The organism is Faecalibacterium sp. An58 (assembly GCF_002161515.1).
In the GTDB taxonomy this organism is placed as follows: Bacteria; Bacillota; Clostridia; order Oscillospirales; family Ruminococcaceae; genus Faecalibacterium; species Faecalibacterium avium.
Map to the genome: position 1 here is coordinate 278,792 of NZ_NFHX01000001.1, position 20,171 is coordinate 298,962.

Annotated in this window: 25 protein-coding genes; 13 read left to right on the forward strand and 12 right to left on the reverse strand. The window is 59.8% G+C overall.

The features are described from left to right. The first annotated feature begins 14 nt into the window (after positions 1-14). From B5G12_RS01355 to B5G12_RS01370, 4 genes are all read left to right on the forward strand, one after another. Positions 15-953, forward strand: coding sequence for a dihydrodipicolinate synthase family protein (locus B5G12_RS01355; protein ID WP_087230555.1), 939 nt, complete (start codon positions 15-17; stop codon positions 951-953). Between the two features lie 97 nt (positions 954-1,050). Then, positions 1,051-1,503 (forward strand): NanQ anomerase/TabA/YiaL family protein, encoded by a 453-nt coding sequence (locus tag B5G12_RS01360; protein WP_087323099.1) that lies wholly within the window; start codon positions 1,051-1,053, stop codon positions 1,501-1,503. 41 nt (positions 1,504-1,544) lie between these two features. After that, positions 1,545-2,246 (forward strand): N-acetylmannosamine-6-phosphate 2-epimerase, encoded by a 702-nt coding sequence (locus tag B5G12_RS01365; protein ID WP_087230549.1) that lies wholly within the window; start codon positions 1,545-1,547, stop codon positions 2,244-2,246. Position 2,247: 1 nt separating this feature from the next. Continuing rightward, positions 2,248-3,171: an ROK family protein gene (locus B5G12_RS01370; protein WP_087230547.1), complete on the forward strand. Its 924-nt coding sequence runs from the start codon at positions 2,248-2,250 to the stop codon at positions 3,169-3,171. Between the two features lie 63 nt (positions 3,172-3,234). On the opposite strand, the gene B5G12_RS01375 is transcribed toward B5G12_RS01370, so the two are convergent. Both B5G12_RS01375 and B5G12_RS01380 read right to left on the reverse strand, forming a co-directional pair. Continuing rightward, positions 3,235-4,632, reverse strand: coding sequence for an alanine/glycine:cation symporter family protein (locus B5G12_RS01375; RefSeq protein ID WP_087230544.1), 1,398 nt, complete (start codon positions 4,630-4,632; stop codon positions 3,235-3,237). Between the two features lie 171 nt (positions 4,633-4,803). After that, a complete protein-coding gene (locus B5G12_RS01380) occupies positions 4,804-5,331 on the reverse strand; it encodes a PrpR N-terminal domain-containing protein (protein WP_242955889.1) in 528 nt (175 codons plus the stop codon). A gap of 39 nt (positions 5,332-5,370) precedes the next feature. Here B5G12_RS01380 and B5G12_RS15195 point away from each other — a divergent pair, with 39 nt between their 5' ends. From B5G12_RS15195 to B5G12_RS01400, 4 genes are all read left to right on the forward strand, one after another. After that, complete coding sequence (locus tag B5G12_RS15195; RefSeq protein WP_522731421.1) at positions 5,371-6,498, forward strand: four-carbon acid sugar kinase family protein; 1,128 nt, start codon at positions 5,371-5,373, stop codon at positions 6,496-6,498. Further along, positions 6,495-7,658 (forward strand): sialidase family protein, encoded by a 1,164-nt coding sequence (locus B5G12_RS01390; protein ID WP_087323102.1) that lies wholly within the window; start codon positions 6,495-6,497, stop codon positions 7,656-7,658. The genes B5G12_RS15195 and B5G12_RS01390 overlap by 4 nt, the downstream gene beginning before the upstream one ends. Before the next feature lie 84 nt (positions 7,659-7,742). Then, positions 7,743-8,813: a 4-hydroxythreonine-4-phosphate dehydrogenase PdxA gene (pdxA, locus tag B5G12_RS01395; RefSeq protein ID WP_087323104.1), complete on the forward strand. Its 1,071-nt coding sequence runs from the start codon at positions 7,743-7,745 to the stop codon at positions 8,811-8,813. A gap of 437 nt (positions 8,814-9,250) precedes the next feature. Beyond that, entirely contained in the window at positions 9,251-9,559 is a 309-nt protein-coding gene (locus B5G12_RS01400) for a hypothetical protein (RefSeq protein ID WP_242955890.1), read from the forward strand. 607 nt (positions 9,560-10,166) lie between these two features. Here the strand turns inward: B5G12_RS01400 and B5G12_RS01405 are convergent. The 9 genes from B5G12_RS01405 to B5G12_RS01450 all read right to left on the reverse strand — a co-directional run bounded on the left by B5G12_RS01405 (position 10,167) and on the right by B5G12_RS01450 (position 17,263). Then, positions 10,167-11,234, reverse strand: a complete 1,068-nt coding sequence (locus B5G12_RS01405) for a site-specific integrase (RefSeq protein WP_158099663.1) — start codon at positions 11,232-11,234, stop codon at positions 10,167-10,169. A gap of 234 nt (positions 11,235-11,468) precedes the next feature. Continuing rightward, positions 11,469-13,055, reverse strand: coding sequence for an FRG domain-containing protein (locus B5G12_RS01410; protein ID WP_087323110.1), 1,587 nt, complete (start codon positions 13,053-13,055; stop codon positions 11,469-11,471). A 42-nt stretch (positions 13,056-13,097) separates the two neighbouring features. After that, complete coding sequence (locus B5G12_RS01415) at positions 13,098-13,850, reverse strand: hypothetical protein (RefSeq protein ID WP_087323113.1); 753 nt, start codon at positions 13,848-13,850, stop codon at positions 13,098-13,100. A 434-nt stretch (positions 13,851-14,284) separates the two neighbouring features. Beyond that, positions 14,285-14,572: a hypothetical protein gene (locus B5G12_RS01425; RefSeq protein ID WP_087323119.1), complete on the reverse strand. Its 288-nt coding sequence runs from the start codon at positions 14,570-14,572 to the stop codon at positions 14,285-14,287. A gap of 17 nt (positions 14,573-14,589) precedes the next feature. Further along, positions 14,590-14,898 carry a DUF898 family protein gene (locus B5G12_RS01430; RefSeq protein ID WP_087323122.1) on the reverse strand — a complete coding sequence of 103 codons (309 nt, stop codon included), beginning with the start codon at positions 14,896-14,898 and terminating at the stop codon, positions 14,590-14,592. 18 nt (positions 14,899-14,916) lie between these two features. Further along, the gene (locus B5G12_RS01435; protein WP_087323536.1) at positions 14,917-15,675 is read right to left on the reverse strand and encodes an SHOCT domain-containing protein; all 759 of its coding nucleotides are present in this window, start codon (positions 15,673-15,675) and stop codon (positions 14,917-14,919) included. A gap of 42 nt (positions 15,676-15,717) precedes the next feature. Then, positions 15,718-16,140: a hypothetical protein gene (locus B5G12_RS01440; RefSeq protein ID WP_087323125.1), complete on the reverse strand. Its 423-nt coding sequence runs from the start codon at positions 16,138-16,140 to the stop codon at positions 15,718-15,720. Position 16,141: 1 nt separating this feature from the next. Next, complete coding sequence (locus tag B5G12_RS01445) at positions 16,142-16,588, reverse strand: hypothetical protein (protein ID WP_087323128.1); 447 nt, start codon at positions 16,586-16,588, stop codon at positions 16,142-16,144. 24 nt (positions 16,589-16,612) lie between these two features. After that, positions 16,613-17,263 (reverse strand): LexA family protein, encoded by a 651-nt coding sequence (locus tag B5G12_RS01450; protein ID WP_087323131.1) that lies wholly within the window; start codon positions 17,261-17,263, stop codon positions 16,613-16,615. Positions 17,264-17,413: 150 nt separating this feature from the next. Between B5G12_RS01450 and B5G12_RS01455 the strand changes: the two genes are divergently transcribed. Together B5G12_RS01455 and B5G12_RS14260 are read left to right on the forward strand one after the other, a co-directional pair. Beyond that, positions 17,414-17,611: a helix-turn-helix transcriptional regulator gene (locus tag B5G12_RS01455; protein WP_087323134.1), complete on the forward strand. Its 198-nt coding sequence runs from the start codon at positions 17,414-17,416 to the stop codon at positions 17,609-17,611. 73 nt (positions 17,612-17,684) lie between these two features. Beyond that, on the forward strand, positions 17,685-17,876 hold the full coding sequence (locus B5G12_RS14260) for a hypothetical protein (RefSeq protein ID WP_144064075.1): 192 nt from the start codon (positions 17,685-17,687) through the stop codon (positions 17,874-17,876). Here B5G12_RS14260 and B5G12_RS01460 read toward each other — a convergent pair. Further along, positions 17,862-18,299 (reverse strand): DUF2513 domain-containing protein, encoded by a 438-nt coding sequence (locus B5G12_RS01460; RefSeq protein ID WP_087323137.1) that lies wholly within the window; start codon positions 18,297-18,299, stop codon positions 17,862-17,864. The two genes, B5G12_RS14260 and B5G12_RS01460, sit on opposite strands and share 15 nt — an antisense overlap. A gap of 114 nt (positions 18,300-18,413) precedes the next feature. Here B5G12_RS01460 and B5G12_RS01465 point away from each other — a divergent pair, with 114 nt between their 5' ends. The 3 genes from B5G12_RS01465 to B5G12_RS01470 all read left to right on the forward strand — a co-directional run bounded on the left by B5G12_RS01465 (position 18,414) and on the right by B5G12_RS01470 (position 20,089). After that, positions 18,414-18,719, forward strand: a complete 306-nt coding sequence (locus B5G12_RS01465) for a hypothetical protein (protein WP_087323140.1) — start codon at positions 18,414-18,416, stop codon at positions 18,717-18,719. After that, entirely contained in the window at positions 18,716-18,862 is a 147-nt protein-coding gene (locus tag B5G12_RS14570; RefSeq protein WP_158099664.1) for a hypothetical protein, read from the forward strand. Before B5G12_RS01465 ends, B5G12_RS14570 begins: the two co-directional genes overlap by 4 nt. A gap of 522 nt (positions 18,863-19,384) precedes the next feature. Then, positions 19,385-20,089, forward strand: coding sequence for a hypothetical protein (locus B5G12_RS01470; protein WP_087323144.1), 705 nt, complete (start codon positions 19,385-19,387; stop codon positions 20,087-20,089). The last annotated feature ends 82 nt before the right edge of the window (positions 20,090-20,171 follow it).

Sequence of the window (20,171 nt, forward strand, 5' to 3'; positions counted from 1 at the left end):
TGGAGAGTATGACAATGAAAGACCATACCAAATATCAGGGCGTTATTCCCGCATTCTATGCCTGCTACGACAAGGATGGCCATGTTTCGATCGAAGGGACAAAGGCTCTGACCCGTCACCTGATCGCCAAGGGGGTCAAGGGCGTCTACGTGGGAGGCTCGTCCGGGGAGTGCATCTACCAGCATCCGGATGAGCGCAAGGCCGTGCTGGAGGCCGTGATGAGCGAGGCCAAGGGCAAGATCACGGTCATTGCCCATGTGGCCTGCAACAACACCGCCGACTCGGTGGAGCTGGCCGCCCATGCCGAAGCCTGCGGCGTGGATGCCATCGCATCCATCCCGCCCATCTACTTCCACCTGCCCGAGCACGCGATTGCCGGGTACTGGAACGCCATGAGCGCCGCTGCCCCCAACACCGAGTTCGTCATCTACAACATCCCCCAGCTGGCCGGCACCGCTCTGACCATGAGCCTGCTGCACACCATGCTGGAGAACCCCAATGTGGTGGCGGTGAAGAACTCCTCCATGCCCACCCAGGACATCCAGATGTTCAAGGATGCGGGGATCGCAGCCCGCGGTGAGAACGGCTTTGTGGTGTTCAACGGTCCCGACGAGCAGTTCGTCTCGGGGCTGGCCATGGGCGCAGACGGCGGCATCGGCGGCACCTACGCCGTCATGCCTGAGCTGTTCCTGAAGATGTACGAGCTGGTGCACAAGGGAGAGATGGCCAAGGCCCGGGCTTTGCAGTACGAGGCCGACCGGATCATCTACAAGATGTGCGAGGCCCGCGGCAACCTGTATGCCGTCCAGAAAGAGATCCTGCGCCGGATGTACGGCCTGGAGCTGGGCGGCGTCCGGGCACCCCTGCCCAACCTCGTCCCCGGGGATGAGGCCGTGGTGGCCCAGGCCCAGCAGATGATCGAGGCGGCGGTGGCCAAGGCATCCGCCCTGTAAACCAAAAGCAGAAACGTGCCAGACGCCCGGTGGCTGCCGGCCCCCAGGGGCAGGCGGCGCCGGGCGTTGCTGGCTGCAAAAAGGGAGGAAACGAAGCATGATCACAGACAGCCTCAGCAGCCTGGATCGTTACAGCGGCATCCACCCGGCCCTGGATCTGGCCATCCGCTGGCTGGCGGAGCACGACCTGGCCGGGCTGCCGGACGGGATCACCGAGATCGACGGGCGGCGCGTGTATGTGAACGTGATGGAAGCGGACCTGCGGGAGGCCCAGGGTGCTGTGTTTGAGTACCATCACCTGTATGCCGACCTGCAGATCGATCTGACCGGCAGCGAATACTGGGCCTGGACCCTTACGGCTCAGCCCACAGCCCCCTTTGACGGGCAGGCCGACTGCGGCTTTGCAGCCGGGCCCGAACAGTCCAGCGGCCTACTGGGGGAGGGGAGGTTCGCCCTTTTCCTGCCCGGGGAGTACCACAAGCCCAGCTGCATCAGCCCCGGCTGCACCCATCTGCGCAAGGCAGTGGTCAAGATCCGGATGGGCGAATGAACGGCGGGGCGTTCGGACGCCCCAAAAGGAGGAATACCAGGATGGAAAAAGAAGCACTTTTCAAACAGATCCAGCATGGGCTGATCGTATCCTGCCAGGCGCTGGAACATGAGCCCCTGTACACCAAGGAAGGCGGCGTCATGCCCCTGATGGCCAAGGCAGCCGCCATGAGCGGCGCGGTGGGCATCCGTGCCAATACGGTGCGGGATATCACCCAGATCAAGCAGGTGGTGGACCTGCCGGTCATCGGCATCATCAAAAAGGACTATCCCGGCACGCCCATGTACATCACCGTCACCATGAAAGAGGTGGACGAGCTGGTGGCCTGCGGGGTGGATATCCTGGCCGTACAGGGGACCAGCGCGCTGCGGCCCGACGGCAAGACGGCGGCGGAGTTCATCCGCGAGATCAAGGCAAAGTATCCCCAGCAGCTGGTGATGGCGGACATCGCCACCGACGAGGAGGCCATGGCCTGTGCTGAGGCCGGAGCCGACTTTGTGGGCACCACCATGCGGGGCTACACCCCCGAGACCCAGGGCATCAACGAGACCGATTTTGCCTTCATTGCCCGTCTGGCCCAAAACTGCCCGGCCAAGGTCATTGCGGAAGGGCACATCCACTACCCCGAGCAGGCCCGCAAGGCCCTGGAAGCAGGCGCCTTTGCCCTGGTGGTGGGGGGCGCCATCACCCGTCCCGCCGAGATCACTGCCCGCTTCACCGCGGCCATCAAGGACTTGAAATGATATGAACACCTATCTTGGAATCGACATCGGAGGCACCGCCGTCAAGTTGGGGCTGGTGTCAGAAAACGGGGAGGTACTGCTGCGGCAGGAGGCCAGCGTCAGCTTTGACAACTACCAGACCCCCATCCTGGAGACGGTGCGGAAGGCCGCCGCCCGGATGCTGGCCGCCAGCCGGGAAGCGGGCTATCAGCCGGTGGGCGCAGGCGTATCGGCCACCGGCCAGATCGACAGCGGACAGGGCATTGTGGCGGGCACCTGCGGGAGCCTGCCCGGCTGGCCCGGCGCTCCCATCCGCGCCGTCCTGGAGTCGGACCTGGGGCTGCCTGTGACGGTGGCCAACGACGCCAACTGCATGATCCTGGGGGAAGCCTGGGTGGGTGCAGCCAAAGGCTATACCGACGTGCTGGGCGTCACCATCGGCACGGGGCTGGGCGGCGGTGTCCTGACAGGGGGCCGTCTGCTGGAAGGCGCCCGGGGCCTGGGCGGTGAACTGGGGCATATGCGCACCCACGCCTGCAACGGCCAGCGGTGCACCTGCGGCGCGGCGGGCTGCTGGGAGCGCTATGCGTCCACATCGGCGCTGGTGCGCCAGGCCGTCCGCCTGGACCCCAGGCTGGACAATGGCCGCGCCATCTTTGGGGCGGCCCGGCAGGGGGACGCGGCGATGCTGCGCCTGCTGGACAGCTGGATCGTGGAGATCGCTGAAGGGCTGGCAGGGCTGGTGCATCTGTTCAACCCCCAGCTGATCCTCATTGGCGGCGGCGTCAGCAGCCAGGAGGAACTCTTGATCCGGCCGCTGGCCCGTCAGGTCAAGGCGCGGGTGATGCCCGCCTTTGCCCAGGGCCTGGAGGTGCGTCCTGCGGCCCTGGCCAACGACGCCGGCCTGGTGGGCGCGGTGTGCTACTTCATCCGCCACCACGCCTGACCGGTGCAAAAGACCCAAAAGGGGAAGGAGTTCCTGCCGCGGCAGGGCTCCTTCCCCTTTGTTTTATCGCTCGGTATTTTGGTGCAGCCGGTTGGTCTCGTAATCCCGCAGGGCGTCCAGGGCTTTGGGAGCCAGAGGGAACAGGGCCGCCATATTGAATATGGTCATCAGGCCCACGCCCACGTCTCCCAGGTCCCATACGAACTGGTAGGCGGCCAGCCCGCCCACGAACAGCATCACCAGGGCCAGCACCTTGTACAGCGTCTGGCTCAGCCAGTTGTCCCCAAAGAGGTAGGCCACATTGGACCGGGCGTAAAACAGGATACCCAAAAAGGTGGAGAAGCTGAACAGCCAGAGGATCACCGCGATGAAGATGACCCCGAACTCGCCCAGATGATACCGCATGGCCGCTTGCAGCAGGTCCATCCCCTCCAGGCCGGCGGTCAGCTCCTGCGGGGTCAGCAGCATGATCATGGCTGAGCAGCTGCAAATGACCAGGGTGTCGATGAACACGCCCAGAGACTGCAGCAGGCCCTCCTTGGCGGGGTGGTCGATGTCGGCCGCGGCCGCGGCGCAGGGAGCCGAGCCGGAGCCCGCCTCATTGGAAAACAGGCCCCGTTTGGCGCCGTTCATGATCACCGCGCCGATGCCGCCGCCTACCACCTGCCGCACACCAAAGGCCTCGGCAAAGATCTGGGCAAAGACGGCAGGCACCTGCCCGATGTTGCGCAGGATGATGAACAGGGTGATGAAGAAATAGCAGGCCGCCATCACCGGCACCATCAGGTCCAGCACCTTGACGGTGGCGTGCTTGCGCAGGACGATGACCGCTGCCAGGGCCACCAGGGCGATGGTGGAGTAGAGGGGCGGGATGTGGAAGGCGTTCTCAAAGGAGGAGGAGATGGAGTTGCCGGTGACCTGGCTGATGCCGCACCAGCATACCAGGCCCGACAGGGCGAACAGGGACGCCATCACCGAACGGCGGCGCTTGCTGCCCGGCTTGATGAAAAGGGCGTGGAGATAGTAGGCCGGGCCGCCCCGGTATCCCCCGTAAAGGGGGTCTTTTTGTTTGTAGAGCTGGGCCAGGGTGGCTTCGATGAAGGCGGTGGAAGAACCCAGCAGGGCGATCACCCACATCCAGAACACCGCCCCGGCGCCCCCGGCCGAGATGGCCGCGACCACGCCCACCAGATTGCCCATGCCCACCCGGCAGGCGGTGGAGACGATCAGGGCCTGGACGCCCGAGATGCCGTCGTCTCCCTTTTTGTTGTTTTCCAGGGTGACGCGCAGCATCTCGGGGAACAGGCGGAAGGGCAGAAACCGTGTGCGCACCGTAAAATACAGCCCTGCAGGCACCAGGATCAGCACCAGCAAAGACAGTCCCAGGGTGCTGCCTCCCGGCAGGGGGATGCGCACGATGTCCCCCCACAAAAAGTTGTAGATGGTTTGGATGGCGGCCATGATGTTTCCTCACACTTTCTTCCGCGCAGAACCGGCGCGGTCTATTTCGACACTTCACTGTCGTGATTTACAGTGTAGCACAGGGACCATGCTTTTGTAAAGTGAATCGAATGAGGAAAATCGATCGATTTTATCGATGGATGATATAGACAAAAAAGCGGGCAGCCCGGTTCAGTCCTGCGGCGTTTTTTTGGCGGGCTTTGGGTTCAGATAGCGCCACAGGGTGGTGCGGCTGATGCCCAGCTGTCTGGCTGCGGCGGTCTGGTTGCCGCCCACCGCGTCCAGGATGATGGTGTTGCCGCTGCGGCTGCGGGCCACCCCCTCCAGCAGCTGGTTCTGGCGCCGCAGCTGGCGGAAGCGGTCGCTGATCTGGATGGCCTGGGTGAAGGCGTCGTGGAGGCTCTCCACCCCCGAGGTGATGAGAAAGGCGTCGAAGCCCTTCTGCCGGGCCAGGGTGTGGGTGACCATGTCGCTGACCACCATTTTGTAGCCGCCCTCCCGCAGCCGGTCCAAAGCGCGGTTGGTCTCCTCCAGGTTGTGGATGGTGATGATGTCCATGTCCAGCCGCAGCAGGTCGCACAGGGTGTGGGCAGGCTGGGTGATGCTGGGGAAGCCCACGATGGCGTAGAGGTTCGAGTAGTTTTCGGCCATCTTGATGGCGCGCAGCACATCGTAGACCGACAGCTGGATGGATACCACCGGCAGGGCGGGCCTAGGATCCGTTCTGGAGGTGGAACAATGATCACGCTACTGATCGTTGCAGACGACTTTACGGGCGCGCTGGACACCGGCGTCCAGCTGGCCAGCTGCGGCGCACACACCCGGGTGGTGACCGACCCCGCCTTCTCGTTTGGGGGCGCGTCCGAAGCCGAGGTTCTGGTCATCGATGCCGAGACCCGGCATCTGCCCCCGGCCCAGGCTGCCGCCGTCGTGGAAAAAATCGTGCGACAGGCTGTGGCGCAGAAGGTGCCTTACATCTATAAAGAGACCGATTCGGCCCTGCGGGGCAATATAGGGGCCGAGCTGGGAGCCTTGCTGCGGGCCAGCGGGGAACAGGCCCTGCCGTTCCTGCCGGCCTATCCGCAAATCGGCCGGTGCACCAGGGAAGGGGTACACTACATCGACGGACAGCCGGTGGCCCAAAGCGTTTTTGGCATCGACCCCTTTGAGCCGGTGCGCCATTCCCGGGTCGCGGACCTCATCGGCGCCCAGTGCGGCGTCCCGGTCCACTGCGTGGGGGCAGACGCACCGGCCCCGGCGGGGCAGGGGATCTACGTCTATGACGCCGCCTGCCTGGAGGACCTGGAGCGGGCGGGCCGCACCCTGGCCGCGGCGGGCAGGCTCCATATCTCGGCGGGCTGCGCCGGGTTTGGGGCGGTGCTCCCCGGGCTGCTGGGACTGTGCCGGCCCGACGCCCGGCCCCGCCCCAAGCTTGACCCCCGTCTGCTGGTGGTATGCGGCAGCGTCAACCCCATTACGGTGGCCCAGCTGGATGCTGCAGAGCGGGCGGGTTTTGCCCGGCTTCGCCTGACCCCGCGCCAAAAGCTGCAGCCCGGCCCTGGGCACTTTGCTGCTGACCGGCGGGGATACCCTGCTGCAAAGTATGCGCTGCGCCGGCGTCCAGGAGCTGGAGCCGGTGTGCGAGCTGGAAAAAGGGGTGGTGCTGGCGCGGTTCACCTACAACGGCTGTACCCGGCATATCATCACCAAGTCCGGCGGGTTTGGGCAGCAGAGCCTGCTCACCGACCTGGCCGGGCGGCTGGCCGGACAGGCCGGCTGACCACCACAAGGCCCACAGCGGCCGGCGGCTTTGGCGCCGCTCAATGGCTGCACGATCGATTGGATGAAAGGACGATGGAACGATGACCTATCCCAAACTGCCCGGCCTGACCTGGGACGGCACCCTGTATCAAAACGACGAGATGGGCACGGTGGAAGCCCTGCTGCCCACCGGCGGCTACCCCACAGCCCATGCTCCCGCCATGGTGGAGCTGCCCGACGGCAGCCTGCTGTGCTGCTGGTTTGCGGGCAGCTATGAGGGCAGCGCTGATATCCACATCATCTGCTCTCTGCTGCCCAAAGATGCCTCCGCCTGGCTGCCCCCGGTGGACATTTCGGGGGACCCCACCCGCAGCGAACAGAACCCCTCGCTGTTCTACGGCCCCGACGGGGCGGTGTGGGCCATGTATACCGCCCAGCTGGACCGCCAGGAAGGGAAGGACAACATGCAGTACACCGCTGTGGTCCGCTGCCAGAAAAGCTACGACGGCGGCCGCACCTGGGGGCCCTATCAGACGGTGTTCCCCGAGGAGGGCACCTTCTGCCGCCAGCCCATCCAGGTGCTGAGCAATGGACGGTGGATCTTTGCCAACTGGCTGTGCACCAACTCAGCGGACGGGCTGTCGGGGGACCCCACCGCCTTCCGCATCTCGGACGACCAGGGCAAGAGCTGGCGGATGGTGATGATGCCCGGCTCCAACGGCCATGTGCACGCCAACGTGGTGGAGCTGGAACCGGGGCACCTGGTGGCCTTTATGCGCAACCGGGAGGCCTACCGCATCCACCGCAGCGAGTCCTTTGACTGGGGCGAAAGCTGGGGCGAGCCCAAGCCCACCCCGCTGCCCAACAACAATTCCAGCATCAGCGCCATCAAGCTCCGGAGCGGACGGGTCGCCATCGCGTACAATCCCACCTGCACCCCCGATCCCCACCCCGGCAAGGCGGCCTGGCCCGGCCTGCGCTGCCCGGTGGCGGTGGCCCTGAGCGAGGACGGCGGCCTGACCTTCCCCATCATCCGCTGGATGGAGCGGGGCGAGGGCTACATGGGGGATGAGAACCGCACCAACAACAAGCAATATGAATACCCCTACCTCATGCAGGGCAGGGACGGCGCGCTCCATCTGGCCTACGCCGCCCGTACCCGCCAGGGAATCAAATACCTGCGCTTCCGGGAGGAAGACGTGCTGGGCGCCCGGCGGGAGCGGGTGGGGCTGTACAACCCCACCGCCGCTCAGGGCACCAAATGAACCAAAGGAGAACGCGGAAAAGGGCATGTGCTGAGCGCAGAGGCCGGCCCGGCAGTTTCGCAGAAAAAGAGGGAGAGGTAAGATATGACAAGACCCATCATCGGCATCACCATGGGCGACCCTGCGGGCAACGGCCCCGAGATCACCGTCAAGGCCCTGGCCCGGGCCGACCTGTACGACCGGTGCCGCCCCATCGTGGTGGGGGACGCCAAAATGCTGGAGCAGGCCCGGGGCTTTGTGGGCCGGCCCGACATCCGGATCCACCGCTGTGAGAAGGTGAGCGACGCTCTGTTCACCCCCGGCACCATCGACGTGTTCCACCTGGAGCTGATCGCAGATGTGGACAAGTTTGAGCTGGGCAAGGTGAGCCTGGAAGGGGGCAATGCGGCTTTCCAGTGCGTGCGCAAGGTGATCCAGCTGGCCATGGACGGGGAGGTGGACGCCACCTGCACCAACGCCCTGAACAAAGAGGCCATGAACAAGGCTCTGGAGGCCGCCGGGGGCGCAAACTCGGACGGTTACACCCATTTTGACGGCCACACCGAGATCTATGCGACCTACACCCACACCAAAAAATACACCATGATGCTGGCCCACCACGACCTGCGGGTGGTGCATGTGTCCACCCACTGCTCCCTGCGGGAGGCCTGCGACCGGGTCAAAAAGGACCGGGTGCTGGAGGTGATCGAGATTGCCCACCAGGCCTGCAAGGATATGGGGATCGAAACCCCGCGGGTGGCGGTGGCCGGCCTGAATCCCCACTGCGGCGAAAACGGTCTGTTCGGCACCGAGGAGATCCAGGAGATCACCCCCGCCATCCAGGCCGCCAAAGCCGAAGGGATCAACGCCATCGGCCCCATCCCGCCCGACAGCGTTTTCAGCGAGGCGCTGGGCGGCTGGTATGACATTGTGGTCTGTATGTACCACGACCAGGGACACATCCCCCTCAAGACGGTGGGGTTTGTCTACGACCGCGAAAAACAGGCATGGAAGGCTGTGGAAGGGGTCAATGTCACCCTGGGGCTGCCCATCATCCGCACCAGTGTGGACCATGGCACCGGCTTTGCCCTGGCGGGCAAGGGCACCAGCAACGAGCTGAGCCTGGTCAACGCCATCGACTATGGCATCCGTATGGCCAACGGCCGCAAAAACTGATCTGGAACCGCTTTGCTTCGGCCCATCGCGCCGTTGCCTGCAAAGGTCCCGCCTGGACGTCTGCCGCCCGGGCGGGACCTTTTTGCCGCCTATTCCAGAACGGAACGCCAGTGCGGCGCCGGGCCGGAATAGGGGAGAGAAGGTTTGCTTTTTCAAACTGAACTGTTCTGCAATGGAACGGCGGAACGCACCGATCCGACATATGTTGCAGGATGAAACACGGAACGATGTGAAAATTTCGCTCGGTTTTGATTCTGTTCGCCTTTGCAACGGGTTTGGCAGTCCCTCGGGTTGAAGGGAAAGCGCTTTTTTCGATATAATTTAGACACAAGATCGAACCGAACTGTGCAGCTTGCCCAGCGCCTACCGGAACCATTGCGGATAGGCCCTGGGTCGCACAGGCGGTGAAGGTTTGAAAAAAGGAGGCACAATTCCAAATGACAACACCCATGATCATCCCCATTGCCGCGGCCCAGGAGACCGCAGCCGACACCCATGAGGTGACCCTCACCAAACAGAAAGAGATGGTGGCTTACATCTGCTTTGTGGTGGCAGTGGTCGGTATGATCCTGCAGAGCGTCATTGGCGACGCAGGCTATGCCATCACCGGCCTGGCCGTGGCGGGTCTGCTGGTCTTTGGTGTGATGGACTTCAATGAGATCCGCAACGCCATCAGCGCTCCCAAGCCATCGTCATCTCGGGCTGGTGCGGACACTTCCTGCCCATCGACGGTATGCCCGCCATGATCATGGGCGCCGGCAACTACAAGATCGGTGAGTTCTGGAAGTTCACCATTCCCCAGTATTTCATCCGCCTGCTGGCTTTGACCATCGGCGCAGTCCTGATCTTCCCCATGCGCTGAACACCCTGCATCTTCGGCGCCGGACCGAACGGTTCCCGCAGGCCCGCACCCCATACGATTCGCTGGATCGATCCCCCCTTGCCGGGAGCGCCGCCTGATTGGCTGCGCCCCGGCATTTTTGTGCCTGGATGGACCAATTACGAACCATCCTTTATCAGTACAAAGCTAACGATAAGAACAGCGAATACTGATAGAAAACTATCTAGTATATAATTTGTAAGGATTTGTTAGGAAGGATAATGCAAACGCACGATGGAGGAAAAGTCGACGGCATTACAGGTGTGGTCAAAAGTGTGGTCAAAGCAAAAAAACAGCCCAGAAACTTGCGTTTCTAGGCTGTTTTCCTGTGGTGGAGGCGATGGGAGTCGAACCCAGAAAAGGGTGTGGAACACGATAAAAATTGCAGTGTTTTCAAGCAAATTCTGATTTTCATGCCTACTCCGATCCGCAGTTTTTTGCGCCGCTGCAGAAAAAGTGTGTTATAAAGTGTGTTACTCATAGAGGGAGAAAAGCTGGTCCAGGGCGGTGGAGATCTGCCGGGTCTGGCCCTGGATTTCGTGGGCATAGACGCCGTAGGTATCCATGCTGCGGCTGTGGCCCACCAGGGCTTTCAGCTGGCCCTCGGGCAGGTTCTGGGCGATGCTGACAAAGGTGTGCCGCAGCTCATACAGGCTGCAGTAGGGGATGCCGTTGTGGTCGCAGTAGGCCCGCCATCGGTGGCGGATGGTGCTTTCCGAGGCGTCTGCAAAGACCCGCCGGGAGCTGCCGGTGAGGGCCCGCTGGGCTTCCAGCTCCTGGATGGAGACAGACGAGAGGGCAATGGTCCGCAGGGCGTTCTGGTTTTTTCCCCTGGTGATCTGGCCGTGGACGTTCCGGGCGCGGCACAGCCGCAGGACGGTGCCGTGGAGGTCGCCCCACTCCAGGCCCAGCAGCTCGCCGGGGCGCATCCCGGTGAGGACCGCCAGGCGATAGTAGTGGATGAACGGATCCTGGACCGGCTTGCCCCGCAGGACCGTTTCATCGCTGCGCATCAGAATGGACAGGCCGTCGGGCTGCAGGATCCGCCGCTCTTTGTAGCGGGCGCTGCCCGGGATGGACAGATCCTCGGGGTGGTAGGCGGTGTAGCCGCTCTTGCGGGCGAATTTCAGCAGCCCGGTCAGATCGGCATAGAGGTTTTGCAGGGTCTTTTTGCTCAGGCCGGCGGCGCAGGCCAGATCCAGCACGTGCTGCAGGTCCTGATCCGTCAGGGCCTCCAGCTTTTTCCGGCCCAGGTTGGGGCCAATCCAGATACGCCAGCGGCTTTCCATGGGCTTCCAGTTGCTCTCGGAGGTGGTGAGCTGCCGCTGGGCCAGGTATTCCGGCCAGACATCCGCCACCGTTTTGCGCCGGGTCTTGACCCCCTTGTCTAGCCAGTCGTCCGCCTTGGCGTTGGCCTCCCGCTGGCCGGTGCGGCCGGGCCTGAAGCTATAGAAGCTGCGCCGCTTGCCGTCCTTCTGGACATTGATCTGCCAGCGGCCATATTTGTCCGACCAGACCGCCGTGTTGGTGCGTCTGCCCATATACAAAAACCTCCTTTGGGTATGGTTTGACAGGCCCTGCCCAAAAGAGGTATAATCGCAGTGTGACAGCTGTGCGATGATCCTCTTTTGAGGGGAGCCGGTTGCTTTCCCGTCCGCCTGTTCCAGCAGGTGGGCGGGATTTTTTTGTAAAATCTTTTGCCACAGGCCGCTCGGTGTCGTAAAAACGACCGGCAGCAAAAGGTCGGATCTGCAAATCATCGGCGGTGCCGAATATTAAGGAGCGCAAACCACCATCCCATTTTCGTCCACAAAGAGATCAGAAGAAAGGTACTGGAGTGGAGATGAGACAGGTCTGATCCGACAAGCATTCTGACTGTCATCTTGGAATTCATCAAGCGAGATATACAGTTTTTCGCAAGCGATTTTCCAGCTATATTGTTTATTGAGTTTACGAAGTTGCTTTTTCTTAATGTATTCTTCCGGATGATTTACTACTTCATATCCGGCCTGATGGAGAAGCTGTTTTACAATATAGGACCGGTCAGCAGGCAGATTCAGCCCAGCAAAAGTTTCGGGAGAAATGACATGAGCAGAACAAATCTTTTCCATCTGTTTTTCAATTTGTGGGATATCGTTCACAGGATAGACTTTGGCTCCCTGCTCCATCTCTTCAAAAATCCAGCGGCAGAACCCTTCATCGTGTTTAAAACGGACTTTCTCAAACAGAGGATCCTGCAGCATATCGTAGTCCTGTTTTTTTGTCAAAAGCATGTGGCCATACTGGGCGCTGCAGCGCATAAACGGCTGATAACCAATGGGCATGATGATTTCTTCTGCGGAATCAGGTTCAGATAAAGCCCATTTCATGGATGTAATTTCGGTGGGAGAACGATAGAGAATACCATATTGAGGATCTTTTGAGCCGGAGCCGGCAGCAAAATCCTTCTGGGTCAATGGGCGCCACCGGTGATGTTCATATTTGCAGCAAGCAAAGAAAAGCGCCGTCTTCAGATCACTCGTGAGGTCCATCATGGGCGTTGGTACTCCGTAGTGCTGAGCCAAGGCAAGATAATTTACATTACAGACGGGCCAGTGCTTTACTGCATCAAATTGATTTAGAAAATAACAAGCTTCCGAGATTGTAACCCAACGGGCCATCAGTTTGATTCGATCTATGCCGTTATTAAATCGGTAAATGCTCGGCCTGGAAGATCCATAATAAGCGCTTTCCCCACGGTAAAAATAACGGCTTTTAGGCTGTGTCATAGCGGTCCCGATGAGAGGAAATGTTAACAGTTCTCCGGGAATTAAAATGGAGGAAAAAAGGCTTATGACAGAAGCCAGTCGTCCGGGGTCAGAGCGGATAGCTGCCTCGATGGATTGCTGTTCTTCTGCTGTCATGCCGTCCCGCAGGATCAGCCAGTGATAAAGGCTGTCGCTGTTCTGGGATGGAAGAATCCCCAGGAGAGAAGCTGCATGAAGCAGCTCTTGGGGATCTTTATGGGGCATGGACTTCCGGATCTTTTCGCTCAGAGCCAGAAATTCATCTCTGCGGGTATGAAATTGTTCATCTTCAGCAATCATTTGCCGGAGATCGTCGGTCGTAATAAGGGGAATCTCCTCACAGCTTTTGGGCAGGTGGCACTGTCCCTGGTATTCACTGCTGTGATAATATTGCTGGATGCATTGGTTCCAGTCTGCCCGAGCCCCATAAAATGTCTGCAGGATCATTTGAATAGACTGAACATAGTCTCTATAGCGAAACGAGAGATGCGTTTTATCAGCAATGTCAGGAGACAGCAGCTTATGGTGGGCTTGTTCTTGAAATGTTTCCTTTAGAATAAAGAGTCCCCCTTTCATCTGGGATCACGGTAAAATGGTAATGGGTCCATGGTCAGTAAATCAGTGGCACCGCTTGCAGGCATCGAAGCCACGGGCCTCAGCATAGCCCAGATCCACCTTCTGGGGGTCGATCATGCCGCTGCAGCCGGAATAAGAGTGGTACTTGGTGCCGCCATGGGTGGGAATCCAGACCATGATGCCGGTGGGGGTGTAGTTTACATAGGGCAGGCCCCGGCTGGTGAACTCGGCCTCTTTGGCAGCCTGCTGGGCTGCAGCGGCCTCGGCGGCAGCCTGGGCGGCCTTGGCCGCGTCGATCTGCTGCTGATACTGGGGCAGCTCGGATGCCAGGGGGTGGACGGCGTCACCGCCGGCCTGGGCGCTGTACACCAGAGCCTGGCCCTGGGCCAGATCCACCACCGGCAGGCCGTTGGCAGCCAGCAATCCTACATAGACGCCGCAGGCAGTGAACTCAGTGATGGAGCCATCGTCCGGGACGATCTTCTTCAAGGCGTCCACGCTGGAACTGCCCAGCCGGATGTACCAGGTGCCCTTGTCGGTGTTGAAGCCCACATAGTTGTACTGGCCGTCGTTGTAGGCGGCGTTGTAGTCGGGCATGCCGGTGAGGATGATGGCAGCGCCGATGGGCAGCTGGGCAATATCCTGGTACGGCTGGTCCACATAGGTGATCTGGTTGCCGGCAGCATCCGGGAAGGTCAGGGTGTCATATTTGGCAGCGGACGCCGGCAGACACAGCGCCGACACCGCCAGGATGGTGGCCAGGGCCGCCGAGAGAATACGGGATGAAAGGTGCATGAGTGGGACTCCTTTTACTGTGTGATATCCTGGTATTGCCGGTACCAGTCCTGGTATTTTGCATCGTTGGCTGTAAAATGCTTTTCAAAGGCTGCAAAGGTTTTCGGAACGCCTTTGATACCAGCCTGCAGCATCTTTTGATGGAGGAGATTGGTTTGAAGCCACTTCCTGTGGGCGTCTATGATGCTCTGCGGTGTATGGGGAGCAAATCCCAAATTGTATTGGCCTTTTGGGAAAAATTGCAGCATCCCAGGTGCCCGGATTCCATGGGAGGATGGACCGGATTGATAGATGGCATATGCGATGTTTGCTTTTTTGGTGGCAGAATAAATAAACAGCTTGTTCTCTTCCGGCCAGTCGTTCTTTTGGAAGAACGCGTCCAGGAGAGGGCAGCAGATGGGCTCGGAGCCGTCAGGGAAAAGATACGTTTCGGCTCACATGTCCCGGAAATCAAAGAGCATATCCACATACAAAGCAGCCCGCAGGGATGCAATGAATTCCGGCGAATTGTGAAGATCTGAAAAGTCCTCCTGGTTCATGGCGTCCAGAAAACGGGCGTCCTGGTTCCAGACCGCTGCGAAGTCTTTCCAGTCCAGTCCGATGGAACCCGGAGGTTCTTGTGCATAGGCCTGCTGCCGGATTCGGGAGGCAGTTTGGAAGTCTCCTTTAACCGCATAGGGGATGCATTGTTCTGCGAGGGATCTTTTTTCTTTTGCATTCATGGCTTTGGCTTTTGATTTCAGTTTGCAAAATGGGTGTGGGCGGTTTTCCATTTCCGCAAGGCGATCCCCACCCAGAAGCTGTAGATCCCCAGAGTGATGATGCACAGCAGCAGCCAGAGGATCCAGTGGCCGAACAGCTGCAGGGCGGTGCCGTCAAAGGCGAGGCGGTGGCCGTTGACCACCGTGTGGCGGGTCTCCCAGCCGTAGATCATGCAGACGGCCCAGGGATAGCAGATCCCCAGGGTGCAGACGGTCACCACAAAGCCCAGAATCCGCCAGCAGATCAGCTGCAGCAGGCCGCCGTCAAAGTAAGAATTGTTTTCCATCCGTGATTCCTCCAAAACTCACAGCGCCAGCAGCTGCTTTTTCTTGGCGTCAAATTCCTCCTGGGTGATGGCGCCCATGTCCAGCAGCTGTTTCAGCTTGAGGATCTCATCCAGGGAAGAGGGGGCCGGCGCTGCCGGCTGGGCTGCCGGGGCGGCGGTGTTCTGGCTGTCGGCGATCATGGTCAGGACCGTGATGATTTTAGCGGCGCTGTCCTTTGCGTTCCGGTAGATGAAGCCGGACTTTTTGGTTTCGGCCGTCACCAGCGGGATCTCAAAGCCGGGGGTGAAGCTGTTCCGCAGGTGGATGGAGATAGTCATTTTCTGGCAGACATCCTGCTGCTTTTTGCCCAGGCCGCCGCCCACAATGGCACCAACCCCGCCGAACAGCGCCCCGCCCACCACGGCGGACCCCAGGCCGCCTTTGGTGACCGACACCCCGTCCTCCAGCAGCTCGAAGTCGATCAGATCTGCAAAGCGGAACAGATCCGGGTTTTTGGGGCAGGTTACCGGGCAGCACCAGGTCTGGCTTTCGGTGTCCGCAAAGATCCACCCGCTGACGGTGTTGGTCCAGCGCATCGCCTGGTAGCGCCGGGCGTTTTCCTCCCGGGCGTGGATGTGGTCGGTGATCTCCTGAAAGCTCTTGCCGGCCCGGCTGTACAGCGGGCTGCATTTGCCCAGGCATTTGTGGCAGATTACCCCGTCGGGCAGCTTCAGGGCCGTGATGCCTGCTTTTTCACCGCAAAGAGAGCAGACGGTATTTCCTCCGAATAGTCCCATAGTTCAACCTCCTATGATTGGATCAACTTCGATGGATTATCTTCACCCTTCCGCATCGGGTGAAGTATTCAGCTTTTCAATATCCCCCATAAAATGGTAAACGCCAGCGGGCAGAGCTTCATCTATTTCAATGGCTCGATCGATGGATTTGCCTAGGTCCGGGACAGAGGGATCCATAGCATACCCTTGGGTCAGATCAATAATCGGTTCACCAAAGTGCTTTTGAATGTGGACGCCTTCGGCGATCTTACCGGAGGTGTAGCGGATGAACAGAACCAGGCCATTTTTATGGGAAAAGAAATAGGAACGGTTCTTGTCCATTTCGGGGTGCTTCTGAATGAAGTTCTGGACAAAGAGATTGTTTTGGAAGGGATAGTGCTGGGGAAAACGTTCCCAGGTAATAAGATCTTTCTGCGTCATATCGGCCAGTTCCAAAACGAAACTTTCTACCTGCTCTGCAAACATATCAGTCGGCCTCCTTTTTCAAGAGAGCAATAAGTTTACCCAAAATGTTGGAGTAGTCCAGGAAACTATGCACAGGATTTTCCGCTCTCGCTTGTGCGTTGTAATCCTCATGCAGCATATCAAGAAGCTCGAATACCGGTTCCTGTGTGGATTGTACAGAGAATTTTAGCTCGGACAAAAGACCGGAAGCGGCGAACAGCTCCTGCTGAAGCTGTTTGGAATCGTCAGGATGTTTGGCGATTGTTTGGGAGAGCTTCTGTACCTTGGGCAGAAGGTCTCGAGCAAATTGCTTTCTGCTGAATGCATCGGCCTGCTCTTTCAGGGCATCCTGAATGCTGCCAGTTCTCTGCATGGAAACATAGCTGAAATAAAGAGAAAATACACCAATAACAAGAGAAACTCCACCGATGATAAACGATGAAATGGTGACAATGTCCTGCCAGCTCATTGAAAGTCCTTTCCCAAGAGATTTTTACAACAGCCCCCGGCAGAACCCGACGGCCAGGCCCTCGATTTTGATGTCCGCCAGCTGTGTGCCGGAAAAGATCATGGGCGGGCAGACCGCCGAGTTCTCGGCGATCAGCTGGACCATGTCCCCGGATTTGTAGAAGTGTTTGAGGGTGGCCTCCTCGCCGATCCGCACCGCCGCAATCTGGCCGGTCTCCACCTCACACTGTTTGCGGATGCAGACGATGTCCCCGTCACAGATCCGGGGGGCCATGCTGTCCCCGTGGCATTCCAGGGCAAAGTCTGCCCGCCAGGCCGCCGGAACCCCGATATATTGTTTGATGTTCTCCTCGGCGGTGATAGGGGTGCCGCAGGCAATGTTGCCGATCAGGGGCACCTGGGTCATCTCCGGCAGGGGACGGAAGCCCGGCGGGACCTGAACCCCGGACGGGGTGATGGGATGCTTCCGCTCCACGTCGGAACGCCCCATCAGGTAATCCATATCTACGTTGAAGATATCCGCGATGGCTTCACTCGTTTCAAAATCAGGCTCCCTGCTCCCGGTCTCATACATTCCTATGGTGCTGCGGGAGACTTTCAGCATAGCTGCCAGCTGCTCCTGGGTGATGCCGCGTTCAATCCGCAGGCGTTTCATAACAGATGCAAAATTAGACATGGCCCAAACCTCCGTTTGTTCTATTCATAGGATATCACGTTTCGTGATAAAGTCAACATAGAATTGTCACGAAATGTGTTGACACAAATAGGCAGCAGTGCTATACTTTAGGAAAGTCACGAAATGTGACAAAAGAAAGAAGGTGATTTCTTGGATTCAGAGAAGATTGCCCGCATCCTGGTGGACCTGCGGGGCGATAAAAGCCGGGCAGAAGTGGCAGCAGCCCTTAATCTCAGTGTATCAGCCGTGGCTATGTATGAAAATGGGGACAGAATTCCCCGTGATGAAACCAAACTGAAGATCGCGGAGTATTACGGGAAGAGTGTGGAGGAAATTTTTTATACCTAAAAATGTCACGAAAAGTGACAACAAAGCGAGCGCAAAAGGCGAAAGAAAGTGAGCACAGGAGAAAGGAGGAACCGTGAGAATTCTTTTTGAAGTTGCATTGGCGGCAACGGCGATTTTCTGTGGCGTGATGTGGCGGGCAACAGCTTTCGCGCTGAGAGGGCTGCTGCTTCACTACAAAGAAAAAGGATACACGACACCGACCAAACAGGAGATCGATGCGTGTATCGAAAAAGCTGCAAGGATGAAAAACTCAGGACATCTTTAAGAAGGAGTTAAACCCGGCAAGTAGAACACTTTTTGAAACTTCAAGAATGATGTCCATACTTACAGCTCCGATTTTGGAGCAGGCCTGTTTGATCTTCTTCCAGTTCCCTTCATCCCGGATTTCGGCCAAAAATTCATGACCCTTGGGGGTTAGGTCGGCAATCCAGTTTTGATAGGCCGGAAAATGGCCGGGAGCGACAACAAGTTCAGATTCCACGCAATATTTGAGGTTGTAGATGATGTCGTCGCGGTCATACCGGCTTTCAAGTTCCACCTGATAGGATTTGGGCGGAATGGTATCTTCTCCCAAAGCTGCCTGAATGCCTGCATCCGCATAACTGATGAAGAAACACATCTGATGCAGTCCGGTGTTTTCCTCAATACACAACAGGATATCCCGGATGCAATCCATATTGATTCTCATACGCTATACCTCCTTTCCTGAAAGTCTCAGCTGCTGCAACAGCTGGCAATTTCAGTATAAGGACAAATAGATGAGAACGCAAGGCACATACAAATAAACAGAGGAGGCGATTCCATGGGTCCCAAACATACCATCTGGCTTTCTTACAAGACGGCACAAAAGCTGATGCGGAGGGCGTGCCCCCACCTGAAAGCCCAAAAGTCCGAAGGTCTGCTGCCTGGGGTGGACATCTACATCGGCAGGACCGGCCCGGAAGGCCTGATCCTGATCTGCGAGAATGACTGGGCGGACGGCTGCGGCCGGATCAAGCTAACCATCAAGGACGGCACCGGCAGCGGCACCATCACCCAGTATTTCTGCCCCGACACCCTGGCGCGGGATTTTGAGCTGGAGGCCCGGCGGCGGGGTGGGGAGCCATGAACCCCCGTCAGTGCCGGCGGACCTTCCACCTGGACAGGCCCGACTGCCGGGCCTGCGCGGGGTATGACACCAGCTGCCCGGACTACAAGCCGGCACGGCCCGAGAAAGAAATCCCGGAACAAGAGGAGCACTGCGGCCCCTGAGGCCGCTCTAAGGGGTGCCGCAGCAGGCTGCCGGCCGGTTCGAGCCCGGCGCACCCAGCTCAGGTTTGCATGAGATGGCGGAACCTGTGGCGGCCGCGCAAAACGGCAGCGCTCAAACTCCGGCGCCGGCAAGGGCGTGAAAGCCGTCCTCGCCATAGGTTCAAAAGGGGGCTGGTTCCATAATCCAGACCCCGCCCGGCGGCATCCGGGCAGGCCCACCGCGGCCAACGCGGCAGGCGGGGAGATGCACCCCGCCCCCTCTGCCTGGCGCGCCCTGGCAGAGGGCTTGACGTGGGCCGAAAGGCCCGGTGTGCTGCCGGGATTCCCTGTCCGACATCCCGGCAACATGGGTACCAATACCACCCGGATCTGCTCACCGGGTAAGTTTGAGCAGAGGCGGCCCGGCCCAAGGGGCCCCCATCCATCCAGTGCGCGGGGGATGGGGGTTGGATGTGCGGCGGATGGTCCTTTGCGCCGGTTCGATCCCGGCGGGCCGCAAATACGCGAAAGGAGTAGATACAGATGGGATTTTCCCAGGAAATGTCTGAGACCCGCACCTCGGTGGCCCAGCTGGCCTCCTGGTGCCTGACGGTGGCCCTCCACCAGGAGTTCGGCATCGGCGCCGGCCGGCTGGAACGTCTGGCCAAGGCGCTGCGGCGGATCCAGGAGGAAAACGTGGCCGCCGTCCTCAGCCAGGGCACAGAGGCAGCCGCCCGCCAGCGGGAAGGCTGGATCCAGGGCAAGGTAGAGATGGATTTCCCGGTGCCGCTGCTGCGGGCACCCCGCACCCGCCGGGAAAAGCAGCTGCGGATGGCGGGGGACGAGGCCGCGGCCACTGCCTGGCAGATCTACGCCGCCGGGGTCATCCAGGAGCTGCGGTTCGGACCCGATCGCCTGGAACGGCTGCGGCAGGCCGGCCGGGACAACTACCGGCAGTTCAACCAGTGGTCCTCGGAGGACGGCCTGGAGGTGGCCATGGAGCGGCTGCGGCGGTGCGTCCATGCCGCCCTCCAGGAGGAGGTGCGGATCGTGGACGAGCGGTCCTCCCATTACCGGGAGGATGCGGCAGCCATGGAACAGGATCTGCGGGCCGCCCAGGCGATGGCCCACCGGATCCAGGCCTCCAGGGTGCTGGCGGTGCCCGGCATCTCCCACACCGACGCCGAGAAGGGGGAGATCTTCGCCCGCTGCGCCGCCGAGACCGCCAACCTCTGGCGGCACAGATAGGAGGGGCCCATGGACTACCATTCCACCCGGCTGGACTGGCTGCTGGTGCTGGCCGCAGCGTCGGCCATGATTCTCTGTTTTT

Coding starts and splice junctions, on each gene's coding strand:
- B5G12_RS01355 (WP_087230555.1), top strand. CDS start 15: ATGAAAGACCATACCAAATATCAGGGCGTTATTCCCGCATTCTATGCC.
- B5G12_RS01360 (WP_087323099.1), top strand. CDS start 1,051: ATGATCACAGACAGCCTCAGCAGCCTGGATCGTTACAGCGGCATCCAC.
- B5G12_RS01365 (WP_087230549.1), top strand. CDS start 1,545: ATGGAAAAAGAAGCACTTTTCAAACAGATCCAGCATGGGCTGATCGTA.
- B5G12_RS01370 (WP_087230547.1), top strand. CDS start 2,248: ATGAACACCTATCTTGGAATCGACATCGGAGGCACCGCCGTCAAGTTG.
- B5G12_RS01375 (WP_087230544.1), bottom strand. CDS start 4,632: ATGGCCGCCATCCAAACCATCTACAACTTTTTGTGGGGGGACATCGTG.
- B5G12_RS15195 (WP_522731421.1), top strand. CDS start 5,371: ATGATCACGCTACTGATCGTTGCAGACGACTTTACGGGCGCGCTGGAC.
- B5G12_RS01390 (WP_087323102.1), top strand. CDS start 6,495: ATGACCTATCCCAAACTGCCCGGCCTGACCTGGGACGGCACCCTGTAT.
- pdxA (WP_087323104.1), top strand. CDS start 7,743: ATGACAAGACCCATCATCGGCATCACCATGGGCGACCCTGCGGGCAAC.
- B5G12_RS01400 (WP_242955890.1), top strand. CDS start 9,251: ATGACAACACCCATGATCATCCCCATTGCCGCGGCCCAGGAGACCGCA.
- B5G12_RS01405 (WP_158099663.1), bottom strand. CDS start 11,234: ATGGGCAGACGCACCAACACGGCGGTCTGGTCGGACAAATATGGCCGC.
- B5G12_RS01410 (WP_087323110.1), bottom strand. CDS start 13,055: ATGAAAGGGGGACTCTTTATTCTAAAGGAAACATTTCAAGAACAAGCC.
- B5G12_RS01415 (WP_087323113.1), bottom strand. CDS start 13,850: ATGCACCTTTCATCCCGTATTCTCTCGGCGGCCCTGGCCACCATCCTG.
- B5G12_RS01425 (WP_087323119.1), bottom strand. CDS start 14,572: ATGAATGCAAAAGAAAAAAGATCCCTCGCAGAACAATGCATCCCCTAT.
- B5G12_RS01430 (WP_087323122.1), bottom strand. CDS start 14,898: ATGGAAAACAATTCTTACTTTGACGGCGGCCTGCTGCAGCTGATCTGC.
- B5G12_RS01435 (WP_087323536.1), bottom strand. CDS start 15,675: ATGGGACTATTCGGAGGAAATACCGTCTGCTCTCTTTGCGGTGAAAAA.
- B5G12_RS01440 (WP_087323125.1), bottom strand. CDS start 16,140: ATGTTTGCAGAGCAGGTAGAAAGTTTCGTTTTGGAACTGGCCGATATG.
- B5G12_RS01445 (WP_087323128.1), bottom strand. CDS start 16,588: ATGAGCTGGCAGGACATTGTCACCATTTCATCGTTTATCATCGGTGGA.
- B5G12_RS01450 (WP_087323131.1), bottom strand. CDS start 17,263: ATGTCTAATTTTGCATCTGTTATGAAACGCCTGCGGATTGAACGCGGC.
- B5G12_RS01460 (WP_087323137.1), bottom strand. CDS start 18,299: ATGAGAATCAATATGGATTGCATCCGGGATATCCTGTTGTGTATTGAG.
- B5G12_RS01465 (WP_087323140.1), top strand. CDS start 18,414: ATGGGTCCCAAACATACCATCTGGCTTTCTTACAAGACGGCACAAAAG.
- B5G12_RS14570 (WP_158099664.1), top strand. CDS start 18,716: ATGAACCCCCGTCAGTGCCGGCGGACCTTCCACCTGGACAGGCCCGAC.
- B5G12_RS01470 (WP_087323144.1), top strand. CDS start 19,385: ATGGGATTTTCCCAGGAAATGTCTGAGACCCGCACCTCGGTGGCCCAG.